Origin of the sequence: Bradyrhizobium sp. 215_C5_N1_1, assembly GCF_052075935.1 — a bacterium.
Taxonomy (GTDB): Bacteria; Pseudomonadota; Alphaproteobacteria; order Rhizobiales; family Xanthobacteraceae; genus Bradyrhizobium; species Bradyrhizobium barranii.
On record NZ_CP197228.1, the window covers coordinates 6,034,235 to 6,048,974 of the forward strand.

13 protein-coding genes and 1 riboswitch are annotated in these 14,740 nt (G+C 66.8%); of the genes, 5 read left to right on the forward strand and 8 right to left on the reverse strand.

All coding sequences use genetic code 11. The annotated features are described in order from the left end of the window. Positions 1 to 2: 2 nt before the first annotated feature. Genes AB7G19_RS29130 through AB7G19_RS29150 form a run of 5 tightly spaced genes read right to left on the reverse strand, consistent with a single transcriptional unit; the run spans position 3 to position 6,460 of the window. On the reverse strand, positions 3 to 632 hold the full coding sequence (locus AB7G19_RS29130) for a precorrin-8X methylmutase (RefSeq protein ID WP_028148467.1): 630 nt from the start codon (positions 630 to 632) through the stop codon (positions 3 to 5). Then, entirely contained in the window at positions 632 to 1,795 is a 1,164-nt protein-coding gene (gene cobG / locus AB7G19_RS29135) for a precorrin-3B synthase (protein ID WP_441268617.1), read from the reverse strand. The genes AB7G19_RS29130 and cobG overlap by 1 nt, the downstream gene beginning before the upstream one ends. Further along, positions 1,792 to 5,040, reverse strand: coding sequence for a cobaltochelatase subunit CobN (cobN, locus tag AB7G19_RS29140; protein WP_441268618.1), 3,249 nt, complete (start codon positions 5,038 to 5,040; stop codon positions 1,792 to 1,794). Before cobN ends, cobG begins: the two co-directional genes overlap by 4 nt. Then, positions 5,040 to 6,089: a cobalamin biosynthesis protein CobW gene (cobW, locus tag AB7G19_RS29145; RefSeq protein ID WP_441268619.1), complete on the reverse strand. Its 1,050-nt coding sequence runs from the start codon at positions 6,087 to 6,089 to the stop codon at positions 5,040 to 5,042. The genes cobN and cobW overlap by 1 nt, the downstream gene beginning before the upstream one ends. Continuing rightward, positions 6,086 to 6,460, reverse strand: a complete 375-nt coding sequence (locus AB7G19_RS29150) for a DUF1636 family protein (RefSeq protein ID WP_441268620.1) — start codon at positions 6,458 to 6,460, stop codon at positions 6,086 to 6,088. The genes cobW and AB7G19_RS29150 overlap by 4 nt, the downstream gene beginning before the upstream one ends. Before the next feature lie 96 nt (positions 6,461 to 6,556). Then, a riboswitch (cobalamin riboswitch) is annotated at positions 6,557 to 6,778 on the reverse strand. A 40-nt stretch (positions 6,779 to 6,818) separates the two neighbouring features. Between AB7G19_RS29150 and cobO the strand changes: the two genes are divergently transcribed. After that, positions 6,819 to 7,454: a cob(I)yrinic acid a,c-diamide adenosyltransferase gene (cobO, locus tag AB7G19_RS29155; RefSeq protein WP_441268621.1), complete on the forward strand. Its 636-nt coding sequence runs from the start codon at positions 6,819 to 6,821 to the stop codon at positions 7,452 to 7,454. 22 nt (positions 7,455 to 7,476) lie between these two features. Further along, a complete protein-coding gene (locus AB7G19_RS29160; protein WP_441268622.1) occupies positions 7,477 to 8,925 on the forward strand; it encodes a cobyric acid synthase in 1,449 nt (482 codons plus the stop codon). On the opposite strand, the gene cobD is transcribed toward AB7G19_RS29160, so the two are convergent. Both cobD and cbiB read right to left on the reverse strand, forming a co-directional pair. Continuing rightward, the gene (gene cobD / locus AB7G19_RS29165; protein ID WP_441268623.1) at positions 8,914 to 9,879 is read right to left on the reverse strand and encodes a threonine-phosphate decarboxylase CobD; all 966 of its coding nucleotides are present in this window, start codon (positions 9,877 to 9,879) and stop codon (positions 8,914 to 8,916) included. The two genes, AB7G19_RS29160 and cobD, sit on opposite strands and share 12 nt — an antisense overlap. Before the next feature lie 11 nt (positions 9,880 to 9,890). Further along, a complete protein-coding gene (cbiB, locus tag AB7G19_RS29170) occupies positions 9,891 to 10,832 on the reverse strand; it encodes an adenosylcobinamide-phosphate synthase CbiB (protein ID WP_441268624.1) in 942 nt (313 codons plus the stop codon). Positions 10,833 to 10,953: 121 nt separating this feature from the next. Here cbiB and cobU point away from each other — a divergent pair, with 121 nt between their 5' ends. The 3 genes from cobU to bluB are packed head-to-tail and all read left to right on the forward strand — an operon-like array spanning position 10,954 to position 12,876. Further along, positions 10,954 to 11,460: a bifunctional adenosylcobinamide kinase/adenosylcobinamide-phosphate guanylyltransferase gene (gene cobU / locus AB7G19_RS29175; protein WP_354237758.1), complete on the forward strand. Its 507-nt coding sequence runs from the start codon at positions 10,954 to 10,956 to the stop codon at positions 11,458 to 11,460. Then, positions 11,457 to 12,239: an adenosylcobinamide-GDP ribazoletransferase gene (gene cobS / locus AB7G19_RS29180; protein WP_441268625.1), complete on the forward strand. Its 783-nt coding sequence runs from the start codon at positions 11,457 to 11,459 to the stop codon at positions 12,237 to 12,239. The genes cobU and cobS overlap by 4 nt, the downstream gene beginning before the upstream one ends. Positions 12,240 to 12,243: 4 nt before the next feature. After that, the gene (bluB, locus tag AB7G19_RS29185) at positions 12,244 to 12,876 is read left to right on the forward strand and encodes a 5,6-dimethylbenzimidazole synthase (protein ID WP_441268626.1); all 633 of its coding nucleotides are present in this window, start codon (positions 12,244 to 12,246) and stop codon (positions 12,874 to 12,876) included. Positions 12,877 to 13,040: 164 nt separating this feature from the next. Here the strand turns inward: bluB and AB7G19_RS29190 are convergent, their stop codons facing one another. Continuing rightward, entirely contained in the window at positions 13,041 to 14,735 is a 1,695-nt protein-coding gene (locus AB7G19_RS29190) for a ShlB/FhaC/HecB family hemolysin secretion/activation protein (protein ID WP_441268627.1), read from the reverse strand. Positions 14,736 to 14,740: the final 5 nt, after the last annotated feature.

Consider the following 14,740-nt stretch of genomic DNA (forward strand, 5'->3'; position numbering starts at 1 on the left):
GGCTATTCGCTCCGGCTCGCCAGCGCATTCACGGCCGCGACCGTGATCGCGGAGCCGCCGAGGCGGCCCTCGACGGTCAGCGCGGGCACCGGCGGATCGGCCATCAGCGCGGCCTTGGATTCGGCCGCGCCGACGAAGCCGACTGGGCAGCCGATGATCGCCGCGGGCCGCGGGCAGCCCGGGTCCTCGAGCATGTTGAGGAGATGAAACAGCGCGGTCGGCGCGTTTCCGATCGCAACGATTGCGCCGTCGAGATGCGGCCGCCACAACTCCAGCGCCGCTGCGGACCGCGTGTTGCGCATGGACTGCGCGAGCGCGGGAACGGCTTCGTCGCCGAGCGTGCAGATCACGGCATTCGCCGCAGGCAGTCTCGCGCGCGTAATTCCTTCCGAGACCATGCGCGCGTCGCACAGGATCGGCGCGCCTCTCTGCAAGGCTGCGCGCGCAGCAGTCGCCATGCCTGATGTGAAGCGGATATGCGCCTCGAGGCCCACCATGCCGGCGGCGTGGATCATCCGCACCACCACCTGCTCCTCGTCCGGCGTAAAGCGGGCAAGATCGGCCTCTGCCCGGATGGTCGCGAAGGATTGCCGGTAGATCGCCGCGCCGTCGGTCTCGTAAGTGTGCGGCATCAGTGGCCTCCGACCAGGATGGAGGGATCGCTGACGATGTCGGCACCATTCAGGCCGCGCAGAACCGGCTCATCGCGGGTCGAGCCGTCGCGGACGAGATCGAATCCGGCGCTGGTCGCAACCAGCGTCACCGCGGACGCGCCGGAACGCGCGCAGCCCTTGGCGCAGCCGGAGACGTGAAGGCGCGTATCGAGGGCGATGCGCGGCGCAAGGGCGGAAGCGAGTGCGCGGGTGTCGGCATGCGCCTCGCGACAACGCGGGGCGCCGCTGCAGGCAATCACACGCAACGCCGGGTCGTAAGGCTCGGTGATGAGGCCTGCCCCGCTCGGCATCTCGCGCTTGCCCTCGCTCAGCACCATCCGCCATGGCGTCATGCGCAGCGCATGTCCGCAGCCGGAAAATTGATGGAGCGTCGTGTGCAGCATCTGCCCGAACGCGACGCCGACCAGGGCGCCATGCGGATAATGCCCGGGTCGTGACGCGGCCATGACCGGAGCAGGCTCGGTTTCGCCACTCAACGACTGAGGCAATTCTGCGCCGGCCGCGATATGAGCCGCCATGCGCCCTCGCCCGCCCTTCGCGCCGCCGGACGAGATGAACCAGCTTGCGAGCGCGAGCGCCGTGCTCACGGCCTCTCCGCGTGCGACCGAGCGGCCGAGCCTTGCGCCATCGGCCCGCACCAGGAGCCGGCCGTCGCGATCGCGTTCGATGCGCAAATCGGCGGAATCGCCGGCGAGTACGCGCGACTTTCCATCGTCGATGGCGAAGCCGAATTTTGTGGGGAGTTCGAGCGTGCTGTCCGCGAGCGCTTCTTCAAGCTCCGCGGCGAGCGCCTGCGTCTCGTCACCGCTGTTCCAGAACGGCGTCACCAAAATGTTGCGCCGGGCTTCGATGTCGGTATCGGGGTCGAGCAGCCGCAGCAACGCGAGTCCATCGAGCAGCCGGCGATGGCCCTGCTCGCTGACGCCCCTGATCTGGAGGTTGGCACGGCTCGTCACATCGATGAGGCCGTTGCCGTAGCGTTCGGCGAGTTCGGCAAGGCCGGCCACCTGTGTCGCTTCGAGGCGCCCGCCGAACGGGCGCACGCGAACGACGAGCCCGTCGCCCGATTGCATCGGGCGCAGCGCGCCGGGACACCAGCCCTTGATCGCGGCCGCACTCATGAAGCCTCCTTCAGCGCAGCCGCGATCGAATTGCGGCGCGTTCGCCAGAGCGAGGCTTCGTGCAGGCGCGTGAAGCAGGTCTCCATCGCGGCGAGCGCCGCCGGATTTTCGCGGGCCATGAAGGTGCGGACGTCGGCGTCGCCGAGCGTCGCGTCATAGTAGAGATCGAACAGATGCGGCGGCACGGCGCCGGCCAGATGCGCGAAGGCGGCCATGTGCTCCAGCGTCGCGGTGATCTCGGCAGCGCCACGAAAACCGTGCCGCATCATACCGGCGATCCAGGCCGGATTGGCCGCGCGTGCGCGGACGACACGGGAGATTTCCTCGGTCAGCGTCCGCGCGTGCGGCTGCTCGGGCCGCGTCGTATCGAGGTGATAGAGCGATGGTCCTGCCGCACCGAGATGCGCTGCGGCGGCAGCGATGCCTGCTTCATGCGCGGCGTAATCCGCGGCGAGCAGAAGATCGGTCTCCGGCAGATCCTGGACGTGCACGAAAGCATCGGCGGATGCGAGCCGTGTCTCGATGCCGGCACGATCCGGCTGCATCGCACCGTCCGCGGAGAACGCCCAGGACGATGCCGACAGCCAGGCTTCGCCGGCGGCATCACGCGTCTCGGCCGTAAAGGCATCGGGGATCGCGGACAGACCCACGCCGTATTGGCCGGGGCGCGGCGCGAACACACGCGAGGCGCGGTGACGATAGGGATTCTCCTCGCCCTCCTCCTCGCGCGACGCGAGCGCCTCGGCGGCGGCCTCGAACAATTGCGCGAGGCCGGAGAAGACATCGCGGAACAGGCCCGATACGCGCAGCGTGACATCGATACGGGGGCGCCCGAGCTCGGCCGGCGCGATGATGTTATAACCGGTGACGCGGCCGGAGGCGTGATCCCAGCGCGGCGCAAGGCCGGCGAGATGCAGCGCCATGGCAAACTCCTCGCCGGCGGTCCGCATCGTCGCAGAGCCCCAGAGATCGACCACGAGGCCTTTCGGCCAGTCGCCGTGATCCTGCAAATGGCGACGCAGCAGCTCTTCCGCGAGCCTGATGCCTTGCGCATGCGCCGACGGCGTCGGCACCGCACGCGGATCGACGGCAAAGAGATTGCGTCCGGTCGGCAGAACGTCCTGGCGCCCGCGATACGGCGAGCCCGACGGCCCCGGCGCAACGCGCTGCCCCGCGAGGGCGGAACGCAACGCATCGCGCTCCGCATCACCGCAGGTACCGCGGCCGAACACGTGCAAGCCGTCGCCGAACTGGCTCTCCTTGAGATCGCAGACGAAGCGATCGATCCGCGGAATGGCTTCGGCCGGCGCAGCCGACGCATCGAGACCAAGATCGTCTTCGAGCCCTGCCGCACGCGCTTCGTCGCGAATCGCGGCGATCAGACGCTGACGTCGGGCGGGGTCGAGACCATCGGCGGTCGAGTATTCGTCGAGCAGGCGTTCGAGCAGGCGCAGGCCTTCCGGCACCGCGGATTGTTCGAGCGGCGGCGGCAGATGGCCGATGGTGACCGCACCGATGCGCCGCTTGGCCTGCGCAGCTTCGCCGGGATCGTTGACGATGAAGGGATAGATGACCGGCAGATCGCCGATCAGGGCTTCGGGCCAGCACGCGGACGACAGCGCCACGGATTTTCCGGGCAGCCATTCCAGCGTGCCATGGGCGCCCATGTGCACAACGGCATCGATGGTCTGCCCGCGGAGCCAGAGATAGAACGCGACATAGGCATGGCGCGGCGTGCGGGCGAGATCGTGATAGTCGGCATCGCGCGTGGTCGCATCGCCGCGCTCGGGCTGAACCGCGATGATCGATTGGCCGCATCGGATCGCAGCGAAATGGAACGCGCCGTCGCGGCAGCTCGGATCGGTCTCCGGCGCGCCCCAGGCCTGCGCGAGATCATCCTGCAAGGCTTGCGGCAGGCGCGAGAGCGCCGCGCGGTAGTCGGCGACGCTCCAGGTCAAGTTCTGCTTGAGCAGCGTCTCGCCGAGCGCCTGGACCGGCGCAACATCGAAGCCGGCCTCCGCCAGATCGGACAACAGCGCCTCCACCGACGCCAGCGCATCGAGCCCGACGGCATGCGCGATCTGATGCGGACGGCCCGGGTAGTTCGAGAGCACGAGCGCCACCCGCTTCCCGGCGGCTGACGTCGCCGCGAGGCGCCGCCAGGCCGCAACGCGCGCGGCGACGGCCTTGACACGCTCCTCGTCGGGCCGGTGCGCCAGATGCGAAAATTGCAGATCGGGATCACGCTCCGCGGCCGATTTGAAGCTCACCACGCCCGCGAACAGGCGGCCGTCGACCTCCGGCAGCACCACATGCATCGCGAGATCGCCGGGCGACAGGCCGCGCAGCGACTCCGCCCAGTCCTCGCGCCGTGCCGATGAGAGCGCGACCTGGAAGACGGGACATGATGCGGCATCGAACGGTGTCGTGCCGTCGTCGCCCATCGCCGAGAACGCCGTCGCGTTGACGATCGCGGCCGGAGGATTCGTCGCAAAATAAGTCCGCAGCCAATCCGCAACGCCCGGAGCCTTCAGCGAGGTGACGAACACGCCGTACGCGTCAAAGCCGCGCTCGCGCAGCGCCGCTATCAGGGCGTCGACCGGCCCGGTATCCGCGGCGGTGAGATAGGAACGATAGAAGGTCACGAGCGCGAGCGGCTTTCCCTCGCCTGCCATCGGCGCAGCAATGACGCCACGCGCGGGATCGTAAAAGCCCATCTCAGGCAGGTTCATCTCGCCGACGACCGGGCCTGCGTAGAGGCCCGAGGCCAGCGCGAGCTGCGCGATCGCAGCCTGCGCTGCAACAGGACCGCCGGTGTCGCAGAGCACCTTGAGCCGGCGCAGCGTCGAAACCGGCAGGGTCGAGTAGGCATCGAGCCGCGTGTCGTCGCGGCCGTCGGCCGGCAGCACGGCCAGCACGATATTGCGGTCCTTCGCGAGCTGCTGCAGGGCCGCGAGCCCGTACGGCCAATAGGACTCACCGCCGATCAGGCGCACCAGGATGCCGCGCGCCTGCGACAGCGTGCGCTCGATATAGGTGTCGACCGACAACGGATGCCGCAGCTCCGCGAGATTGGCGAGCCGCAGCGACGGCAGGCTGTTGCGGCCGCGCCGCCAGCCGGCCGCGAACGCGGCAAGGTCGGAATCCGAGTACGAGAGCACCACGAGATCGGCCGGGTCCTGGCCGATGTCCCTTGGCGTCGCGGTCTCCTCGAGACCGCGGCTCTCGCGGAAGACGACGTGCATCAGATACCAGATCCTGAAAGCCCAAGTCCTGCCTTGATCGCGGCCTCGTCGATATCGCCGTGCTCACCGATCACGACGAGCTTCGACTGCCTGAGAGCTGCGCCCCAAGGCTTGTCGAACTGGTGGCGCACGCGCTCGCCGACCGCCTGCAGCAACAGGCGCATCGGCTTGCCCGCGACCGCGATATAGCCCTTGACGCGCAGCACGTTCTGCTCACGCGAAAGACGCTGCACCGACGCGACCAGTGCGTCGATGTCGCTGATTTCAGGAAGATCGATCACGACGGAGGCGAAATCGTCGTGCTCGTGATCCTCCTCGCCGTCGTGATGCGAGGGGCGCGCGGCGAGATCATTCTCTGCGGCAGCGCCGAGGCCGAGGATGACGCGCGCATCGATCGCGCCATCGGTGACGGATAGCATCGGCACCCGGCGCGGCATCTCGGCGGTAATGGCGGCCTTGGCGGCTTCGATCCCTGCAGGCCCAGCAAGATCGGCCTTGGTCAGCAGCACGATGTCGGCGCAGGCGATCTGGTCCTCGAACACTTCCGACAGCGGCGTCTCGTGATCGAGATTTTCATCCGCGGCGCGCTGCGCTTCCACCGCAGCCGGGTCCGGCGCAAAACGGCCGGCGGCAACAGCTTCGGCATCGGCCAGCGCGATCACACCATCGACCGTGATCCGCGAGCGGATCTCCGGCCAGTCGAACGCCTTCAGCAGCGGCTTCGGCAGCGCCAGGCCCGAGGTCTCGATCAGGATGTGATCGGGCCGCACCGGCCGCGCCAAAAGCTTTTCCATGGTTGGAATGAAATCGTCGGCAACGGTGCAGCAGATGCAGCCATTGGCGAGCTCGACGATGTTCTCTTCCGGGCAATTGGCATCGGCGCAGGATTTCAGGATCTCGCCGTCGACGCCCTCGCTGCCGAATTCGTTGACGAGCACCGCGAGCTTCTTGCCGTCAGGGTTTGCGAGCAGATGCTGGATCAGCGTCGTCTTGCCGGAGCCGAGAAAACCGGTGACCACCGTCACAGGGACTTTTGCGAGCGAGTTCATTCGGCGGCCTCCGGCAACACGGCAATGGGGGGAATGCGGGCAAGCGACTGCTTGCGGAAGATTTCGGGACGGCTGCGCCAGGGCACGAGGCCGTCGGGCGCGGCGGCATAGGCCGCAGCACCCGCGACCACATCGCTCGCATGGGCCTCTGACAGACGGCCATAGACATAGGACCAGCGGCCGGGCGCGCTGAGCGCAACCGAGCAACCCTGGCTGCATGCCGACAGGCATTCAACGGGAACCACATTGACGCCCTCGGGCACGCCGACGTCGAGGATCGCACCATGCAGGCGCTTCCCGGGCGTCGTCTCACCCTCGTCGAGCGTCTGGCCGGCACGGCAGGTAATACAGACGTGAAGTGTGACGGTCATCGCCTCTTCCAGGATAAACAGCGGGAGGCGAAGAGGCACACGGACCATTCCCCCGAAGGTCCGTTTCCCCGTCGCGGAACACCCCGTCCGCCGGTCCAAAACTCGTCCGCGCTGGCAGGTCTCCCGGCTTGCGGAGCAGGGCTTTTGGCCCTTCGATCCCCGCCTTCCCGATCCCCTCGGGGATCAGTGGCTTCGGGCATCTCTCCGGTCACGGTCGCGGGGGCGGCTGCAGTTTGGAGCCGAATCTTGTCGATTCGGACCCTATCGCATTCCCTCTTCGCCTGTCATAGGACAGGAACCAACGCCGGGCCACCATTTGCCCCCGGCCGCCTCTTGTCAAGCCGAAGGACCCTGTCAGATGACGCCTGAACCGGATACCCAAACGGCCGAGGAAACCGACGCCCGCCACGCCGCGAAAATGGCGAAAATCAAGGTCGCCCGCGACAAGATCATGGCGACCAAGAGCGGCGAGAAGGGCCTCATCATCGTCCACACCGGCGCCGGCAAGGGCAAGTCCTCCTCCGCTTTCGGCATGATCGTCCGCTGCGTCGCCCATGGCTTCCCCTGCGCGGTCGTGCAGTTCATCAAGGGCGCCTGGGACACCGGCGAACGGCGCCTGCTCACCGGCCATTTCGGCGAGCTCTGCCAGTTCCATGCGATGGGTGAAGGTTTCACCTGGGAGACGCAGGACCGCGCCCGCGACATCGCCGCAGCGCAGGCCGGCTGGGCGAAGGCCAAGGAGCTGATCTCAGATTCCAATCTGCGCATGGTCGTGCTCGACGAGATCAACATCGCGCTACGCTACGACTATCTCGACATCGCCGAGGTCGTCGAATTCCTGAAAACGCATAAGCCACCGATGACACATGTCGTGCTCACTGGGCGCAACGCCAAGGACGAGCTGATCGAGATCGCCGATCTCGTCACCGAGATGACGATGGTGAAGCACCCCTTCCGCTCCGGCATCAAGGCGCAAGCCGGCGTCGAGTTCTGACGACGCCAAGTACTGAAACACCATGGCGCGCGCATTGATGATCCAGGGGGCCGGCTCCGACGTGGGCAAGTCGCTCATCGTCGCAGGCCTCGCGCGCGCCTTCACGCGGCGCGGCCTGCGCGTTCTGCCTTTCAAGCCGCAGAACATGTCGAACAACGCGGCCGTCACCGTCGACGGCGGCGAGATCGGCCGGGCGCAGGCGCTGCAGGCACTGGCCGCCGGCGTCGAGCCGCACACCGACATGAACCCGGTGCTGCTGAAGCCCGAGACCGATGTCGGCGCACAAATCATCGTCCAGGGAAAGCGAATCGCGACCGCACGGGCGCGTGAATATGCGGCGATGAAGCCGTCGTTGATGGGCGCGGTGCTGGAGAGTTTCGAGCGGCTGAAGGCGCGCGCCGATCTGGTGCTGGTCGAAGGCGCCGGCAGCCCGGCCGAGGTCAACCTGCGCAAGGCCGACATCGCCAACATGGGCTTTGCGCGCAAGGCCGACGTGCCGGTCGTGCTGGTCGGCGACATCGACCGCGGCGGCGTCATCGCCCAGCTCGTCGGCATCAAGACGGTGATCGACCCTGACGATGCCGCGATGATCCAGGGCTTTGTCATCAACAAGTTTCGCGGCGATCCCTCGCTGTTCGACGACGGCTACAAGCTGATCGAGCAGAAGACCGCGTGGCGCGGCCTTGGCGTGCTGCCCTGGTTCGCGCGCGCCGGCGAGCTGCCGGCCGAGGATGCGCTGGGCCTAAGCGATGCGCGCAAGCCGGGCCAGTGCAAGATCGCCTGCCTCGCGCTGTCCCGGATCGCCAATTTCGATGATCTCGATCCGCTGAAACTCGAGCCTGGCGTCGATCTCGTGATGGTGCGGCCGGGCGAAGCTATCCCCGGCGACATCCGCCTCGTCATCATCCCCGGCTCAAAGTCCACCCGCGGCGATCTCGCCTTCCTGCGCGCGCAGGGCTGGGACATCGATCTCCTGGCGCATCACCGCCGCGGCGGCCATGTGCTTGGCCTCTGCGGCGGCTATCAGATGCTCGGACGCAGCGTCGCCGACCCCGATGGCATCGAAGGCCCTGCCGGCGACACGCCCGGCCTCGGACTTCTGGACGTCGCGACAATGATGAGCCCGCAGAAGACGCTGACGCGCGTCGCGGCCGTGCATGCCGCCACGGACCAGCCTATCGAGGCCTACGAAATCCACATCGGCCGCACCGATGGGCCGGATCGCGCGCGCCCGTTTGCGAAACTGAACGGCGAGCCCGAAGGCGCGATCTCGCGCGATGGCCGCGTGCAAGGCAGCTATTTGCACGGCCTGTTCACGTCGGATGATTTCCGCAAGGCGTATCTCGCAAAGCTCGACATTCCGGCAGGCGACGAGCCTTATCACAGCAGGGTCGAGAGCGCGCTCGACGCCCTCGCCGACCACATCGAACAGCATCTCGACGTCGGCGGCCTGCTCGCGCTAGCGCGCTAGCGCCTCGGCAAGGCGCGTCCATTCGGCTTCGCTGCCCGGAAGCCCGAGGCGCAGCCATGCCGGCTGTTTCGCGAATACGCGCGACCAGATTTGGCTACGCGCCAGTTTCTCCTGCGCAGCAAGCGCATCAGGCGTCTCGTAGAGACGAAACAGCGGTGCATCGCCGACGAGCCGCCAGCCTTGCGACTGCACGATGTCGTCGAGGCGGACACAGTCGCGCGCAAGCCGCGCGGACGTGGCCTCGACCCAGGCGTCGTCATGCAAGGCGCGGCAGCCGATCGCGATCGCCGCTCCCGAGACTGGCCATGGACCCGACATCGTCGCAAGCTTCGCGATATCGGCCGCATTGCCGAGCGCAAACCCAAGCCGCAGGCCGGCAAGACCATAGAACTTTCCGAACGAGCGCAGGACCAGCAGTCCAGGCCGATCCGCCTCGGATGCGAGCGACAGCTGCGGGGTAGCATCGGCAAAACTCTCGTCGATGACGAGACGGCCGACGCGCGGCAGCAGCGCCAGCAAATCCTGTGGCGCAAAACGCCGGCCATCGGGATTGTTGGGATTGACGACGACGGCGAGATCTGTGCCCGCCAGCGCGTCGAGCTCGCCGACCTCCTGGACATCCCAACCCGCAATCGACAAGACCCCGGCATATTCATTGTAGGTCGGCGCGAGGATGCGCGCGCGGCCGGCTGGCGCGAGTTGCGGCAGCAATTGAATGGCGGCCTGCGCACCGCCCATCGCGACGACCGGCGCGCTCGTGCCGTAAGCGTGCTGCGCGGCCTGATGCAGGCTCTCGATCTCCGCGCGCGATGGCAGCGCGTTCCATGCACGCGCGCTCACCTCGCCCACGGGATAAGACAGGCGGTTGATCCCGGTCGACAGATCTATCCAGTCCTCCGTGCGCCCGCCAAAACGTTGCTGGGCCAGATCGAGATTTCCACCGTGCTCGCGCATGCCCCGTTCTTTCACGCGAAGGCCAGGATCGCAAGGAGGCCGGCGAGCAGCAGCATGGCGCGGCGGTAGATGGTCAATCCCCGGCTGATGTCCGCGGCAAGCGGATCGCGCGCGCCTTCGTTGAGCCAGGGCTCATCGGTCGCGCTGCCGTGATAGATGCGGGGGCCGCTGAGCCGCACACCAAGCGCCCCGGCCATGGCCGCCTCCGGCCAGCCGGCATTGGGCGAGCGGTGACGGCGGGCATCGCGCGTCATGCACGACAGCGCCTCCGATCGCCGCGACGCCAACAGGACGAACAGAAAGCCGGTCAGGCGCGCCGGAATGAAGTTTGCGACATCGTCGATGCGCGCCGCAGCCCAGCCAAAAGCTTCGTGGCGCTCGTTGCGATGGCCGATCATGGAGTCCAGCGTGTTGATCGCCTTGTAGCCCAAAATGCCGGGCAGTCCGAACAGCACGCCCCAGAACACCGGCGCCACGATGCCGTCGGAGGCGTTTTCCGCAAGGCTCTCGATAGCCGCGCGCGCGATGCCGGCTTCGTCGAGCGTTGCGGGATCGCGTCCGACGATGCGCGAAACCGCATCGCGCGCAGCAGCGATGTCGCCGGCCAGCAACGGCTTCGCGACGGCAGCGACATGATCATGGAGCGAGCGCAAGGCGACCAGCGGCCAGGCCAGCACACCCACGAGTATGATCTCCATCCATCCCCAGGGGAGCAAGGACTGAAGTACCCAGCCGATTGCGACCGAGATCGCAATCACCAGAAGCGCTCCAGCCACGCCCGCAGCGCGGCGAAATGCCGGCGGATCGGAATCGCGATTCCAGGCGGCGTCGATGGCAGAGATCAGCCGGCCCAGCCAGGTCACGGGATGGCCGATCCGCGCGAACAGCCACGACGGCCAGCCCGAGAGGGCATCCACCGCCATCGCCACCGCCATCGCCCCCGCAAAACCCACGTCCACCTCCTGTCACGCCCCTGTTGCGCAAAGCGAAGGCGGAGCGCAAGCCCCCGGCCGCCTGATTTCGGCTTTGTCTTTGGCCGCGATTGGTGATTAGTCAGGCCCACAGGAGACCTTTATGGCCGTCATCTTGATCACCGGCGGAGCACGATCGGGCAAGAGCGCCCACGCGGAAAAGCGCGCGCGCAGCTTTCCGGGCCAGCCCATCTACATCGCGACGGCCGAGGCGCTCGATGCCGAAATGGAGGTGCGCATCGCCAAGCATCGAGCCAAGCGCGCGGCCGTCGACTGGATCGAGCGAGAGGTACCACTCGATCTCCTGCAAGCTCTGATCGAGACCGATGGCGCCGGCCCAAGGCTGGTGGATTGCCTGACCTTGTGGCTCTCCAACATCATGCATGCGGGGCGTGACTGGGAACACGAACTCATGAAGCTCGCCGCTTTCATGGGCGGCCAGAAGAGCCCCGTCATTTTCGTCACCAACGAGGTCGGCCTCGGTATCGTGCCCAACAACGCGCTGGCGCGCAGCTATCGCGACGCCGCCGGAATCATGAACCAGGTCATCGCGGCGGTTTCCGACGAAGTCGAGTTCGTCGTGGCCGGCCTGCCGATGAAACTGAAATGATGCCGCGCGCGGAGCTTTTCAAAGAGATTATCGCCGATCTCAGGATGGCGGCATCGTTCGTCACGATTCTGCCGGTGGCATCGTCGAAGCCCGCAGGCGAAGGCGCCATCGCGCGCGCGACCTGGGCAATCCCCGTCGCGGGACTGCTGGTCGGCCTCGCGGGTGCCTTGGTCTACAAGATTTCCAGCCGGTTCGGACTGACACCGAACCTCGCCGCCCTGCTCACGCTGGCCACGACCGCGCTCATCACCGGCGCGCTGCATGAGGATGGCCTTGCCGATACCGCCGACGGGCTTGGCGGCGGCCGGACGCGCGAACGCAAGCTCGAGATCATGCGCGACAGCCGGATCGGCACCTATGGCGTCTGCGCGCTGATCCTCTCGTTCGGTCTGCGCTGGAGCGCGCTCGCGGCAATCGCCAATCCCTGGGCCGTCGCGCTCGCGCTGTGCGCCGCGCACATTGCCGCCCGCGCGGGCGTGCCGGCTTTCATGTCGCTGGTCCCGCCGGCACGATCTGATGGACTGTCGGCAAGCGCTGGATCGCCGCCGGGCCGCAGCGTCGCCATCGCCTTCGCTGTTGGAACGCTCGCCCTCGCACTCGCGCTCGGGCCTGGCAAGGCGCTGGTCAGCCTGATCCTGCTGTCCCTCGCCGGCTTGATGCTGGCGCGGCTTGCGATCCGCGAGATCGGCGGGCAGACCGGCGACATCCTCGGCGCATTCGAGCAGACCGGCGAGATCCTCATTCTGCTGGTGGCGGCATCCTTCCGGATGGGAGGCTAATCCCATGGTCGAGTTCGACGACACCTTCCGCCAGCACTTGCGCGAGCTGTTCGTGTGGCGCCGCGACGTGCGCCGCTTCCGAGCCGATCCGCTGCCGGCCGGCGCCATCGATCGCCTGATCGAGACCGCCTGTCTCTCGCCCTCGGTCGGCCTGAGCCAGCCCTGGCGCTTCGTTGTCGTTGAAGATGCCGCACGACGCCGCGCCGTGATCGACGACTTCAAGGCGTGCAACGCCGATGCGCTGAACTGTTACTCCGGCGAACGCGCCGCGCGCTATGCCACGCTGAAACTGTCCGGTCTCGAACAGGCGCCCGGTCACCTCGCCGTGTTCGCGGACAAGGCGAGCGACATCGGCCACGGCCTCGGCCGCGCGACCATGCCGGAGACGACGGAATATTCCGTGGTCGCCGCGATCACCGCGATGTGGCTCGCCGCGCGCGCCGACGGCATCGGCATCGGCTGGGTGTCGATCCTCAATCCGCAGCGCGTTCACACCACTCTCGACGTGCCTGAGACCTGGAAATTCATCGCCTATCTCTGCATCGGCTATCCGGAAGTCGAATGCGACCAGCCGGAGCTCGAGCAGGCGAAATGGGAACACCGGCGCGGCGCGGAGGAATTCACCCTGCGGCGTTGAGACGCCGCGCCCCCGCGCCATCCTCCGTCATTGCGAGCGTAGCGAAGCAATCCAGGCTGTCTCCGCGGAGGGATTCTGGATTGCTTCGTCGCACCAGCGCAAAATTGCTTTGCAATTTGTCGCGGGCTCCTCGCAATGACGACGGAGAGAGAGGCGGCTTGTCGCTACGACCTGCTCTTGCCGGCAGCAGCCGCCACCGGCGCAGGGCTCTCCTGCTTCTGGAACATCAACAACGGCCGGAAGATGACGCGGCCATAGGCCTCGTAGTGGTTCTGGGTCGAGACGGCCATCTTCAACGGCGTCGCGTAATTCGCCTCGAACGTCATGAACGACGCATAGGTCCATGAGAAGCCGACGCCGACCGAAGCGAGCTCGGTAATCCCCGGGAATGTCGAATACACCGCACCCCAGTCGGTGAAGATGTAGGTGTCGAACCCCTTGAGCCACGACGACCAATTGTAGTGCAGCTCGGCGTTGAAATAGTAGCCACTATCGCCGGATGCGGAGTTGGAGGGATAGCCGCGCACGGTGGTGGGACCGCCGATCGAGAAGATCTGGTCGCCCGGCAGCAGCTTTTCCTGCGTGTACTGCCAGCTCGCCAGCACGTTGGCGCTGAAATTCTGCGGCCCCGCCGCGCTGGTCGCGATCAGCGAGCCGGTATAGGTGTTGAACGCGCGGTTGTTGCCGAGCACATAATCATGCCAGGTGATGTAGTTCACCGCCGGCGAGACCGTGATCGAATAGGTGTTGCCGGAATTGGTCACCGAGAGCCCGGCGGTGGCCTTGTCGTAATGGTCGTCGGTCACGGAGACCGTGGCGAAGCGGCTGACCGTCTTGCCCTCGGTCTCGGCGGCGTTGAGCAATATCAGCCAGTTCTGCGTCACCCAGACCGGCTGGCTGAAATTGACCGCGGCCTGGCTCGAGCGTCCGGTGACGTCGAGCGCGACGAACGGTCCCTGGATGATCTTGATCTTGCCTTCGGTATAGCTGACGCCGACGCGGCCACCCCAGGGATTGACCGGAATGCTGTAGGCGGCGTTGCCGTTGAGATTACCGTCGGCGCGGACGCCGTAGAAGGTCAGGCGGTCGTCGACGCCGAACAGGCCGTGGCGCTTGTAGAAGGCTCCGCCCTCCCAGCGCCCGGTGTTCTCCGCGCCCTGGTTGTCGGTGAAGAGTTGCAAGGTGTCGACCGGCGGCTCGATCACGGCGAACTGGAGATCGGTCAGGCCAAAACTCGTGCCAGGCTGGAGCAGCGCCTTGATCTGCACGTCGTTGGTCCGGTTGAACCAGATCACGTCGCGATTGAGTTTTGGAACGTCGAGGACCTCGCCTTCGGGCTCCTTCACGCGCTGAAGGATGTAATCGGTGCGGGTCTGCTTGTTGCCCTCGATGGTCGTCTTCTGGAGCCGGCCCTCGGTCAGCTTGATCTTGACCACACCACCTTTGGCGTCTTGATCGGGCAGCGTCGCGATGCCCGTGACGATGCCGCGCTCGGTGTAGATGGCGTTGATGTCGGCAACGAGCTGCAATAGCGCGGCGATGTCGACGTTCTTGCCGACATATTTCTTCGCGATCTCGTCCAGCTCTGCCGGCGTGATGAACTTGGATGCGTCGAACTCGACCTTGCGCAGGCGGAATTTCGGCCCCCCCGGCTTCAGCAGCTGGGACTTTTCCCGCTCACCGCCGATCACCGCGGGACCGGTGAGCTTGGGCGGCGCGCTCTGCCGTTCGAGCTGGCGGCGCTGCCGGTCGACGTCGTTCTGGATCACGCCGGGATTGATCGAGGGCACTTGCGCGCGCGAAGGGGCGATGCAGCAAGCTGCAAGCCCCACCCCCAACGCTGCCCCCCAAATCCGCATCCCGA

Bases quoted from the DNA above. Each gene is read 5' to 3' on its own strand.
- AB7G19_RS29130 (WP_028148467.1), bottom strand. From the start codon at position 632: ATGCCGCACACTTACGAGACCGACGGCGCGGCGATCTACCGGCAATCC.
- cobG (WP_441268617.1), bottom strand. From the start codon at position 1,795: ATGAGTGCGGCCGCGATCAAGGGCTGGTGTCCCGGCGCGCTGCGCCCG.
- cobN (WP_441268618.1), bottom strand. From the start codon at position 5,040: ATGCACGTCGTCTTCCGCGAGAGCCGCGGTCTCGAGGAGACCGCGACG.
- cobW (WP_441268619.1), bottom strand. From the start codon at position 6,089: ATGAACTCGCTCGCAAAAGTCCCTGTGACGGTGGTCACCGGTTTTCTC.
- AB7G19_RS29150 (WP_441268620.1), bottom strand. From the start codon at position 6,460: ATGACCGTCACACTTCACGTCTGTATTACCTGCCGTGCCGGCCAGACG.
- cobO (WP_441268621.1), top strand. From the start codon at position 6,819: ATGACGCCTGAACCGGATACCCAAACGGCCGAGGAAACCGACGCCCGC.
- AB7G19_RS29160 (WP_441268622.1), top strand. From the start codon at position 7,477: ATGGCGCGCGCATTGATGATCCAGGGGGCCGGCTCCGACGTGGGCAAG.
- cobD (WP_441268623.1), bottom strand. From the start codon at position 9,879: ATGCGCGAGCACGGTGGAAATCTCGATCTGGCCCAGCAACGTTTTGGC.
- cobU (WP_354237758.1), top strand. From the start codon at position 10,954: ATGGCCGTCATCTTGATCACCGGCGGAGCACGATCGGGCAAGAGCGCC.
- cobS (WP_441268625.1), top strand. From the start codon at position 11,457: ATGATGCCGCGCGCGGAGCTTTTCAAAGAGATTATCGCCGATCTCAGG.
- bluB (WP_441268626.1), top strand. From the start codon at position 12,244: ATGGTCGAGTTCGACGACACCTTCCGCCAGCACTTGCGCGAGCTGTTC.
- AB7G19_RS29190 (WP_441268627.1), bottom strand. From the start codon at position 14,735: ATGCGGATTTGGGGGGCAGCGTTGGGGGTGGGGCTTGCAGCTTGCTGC.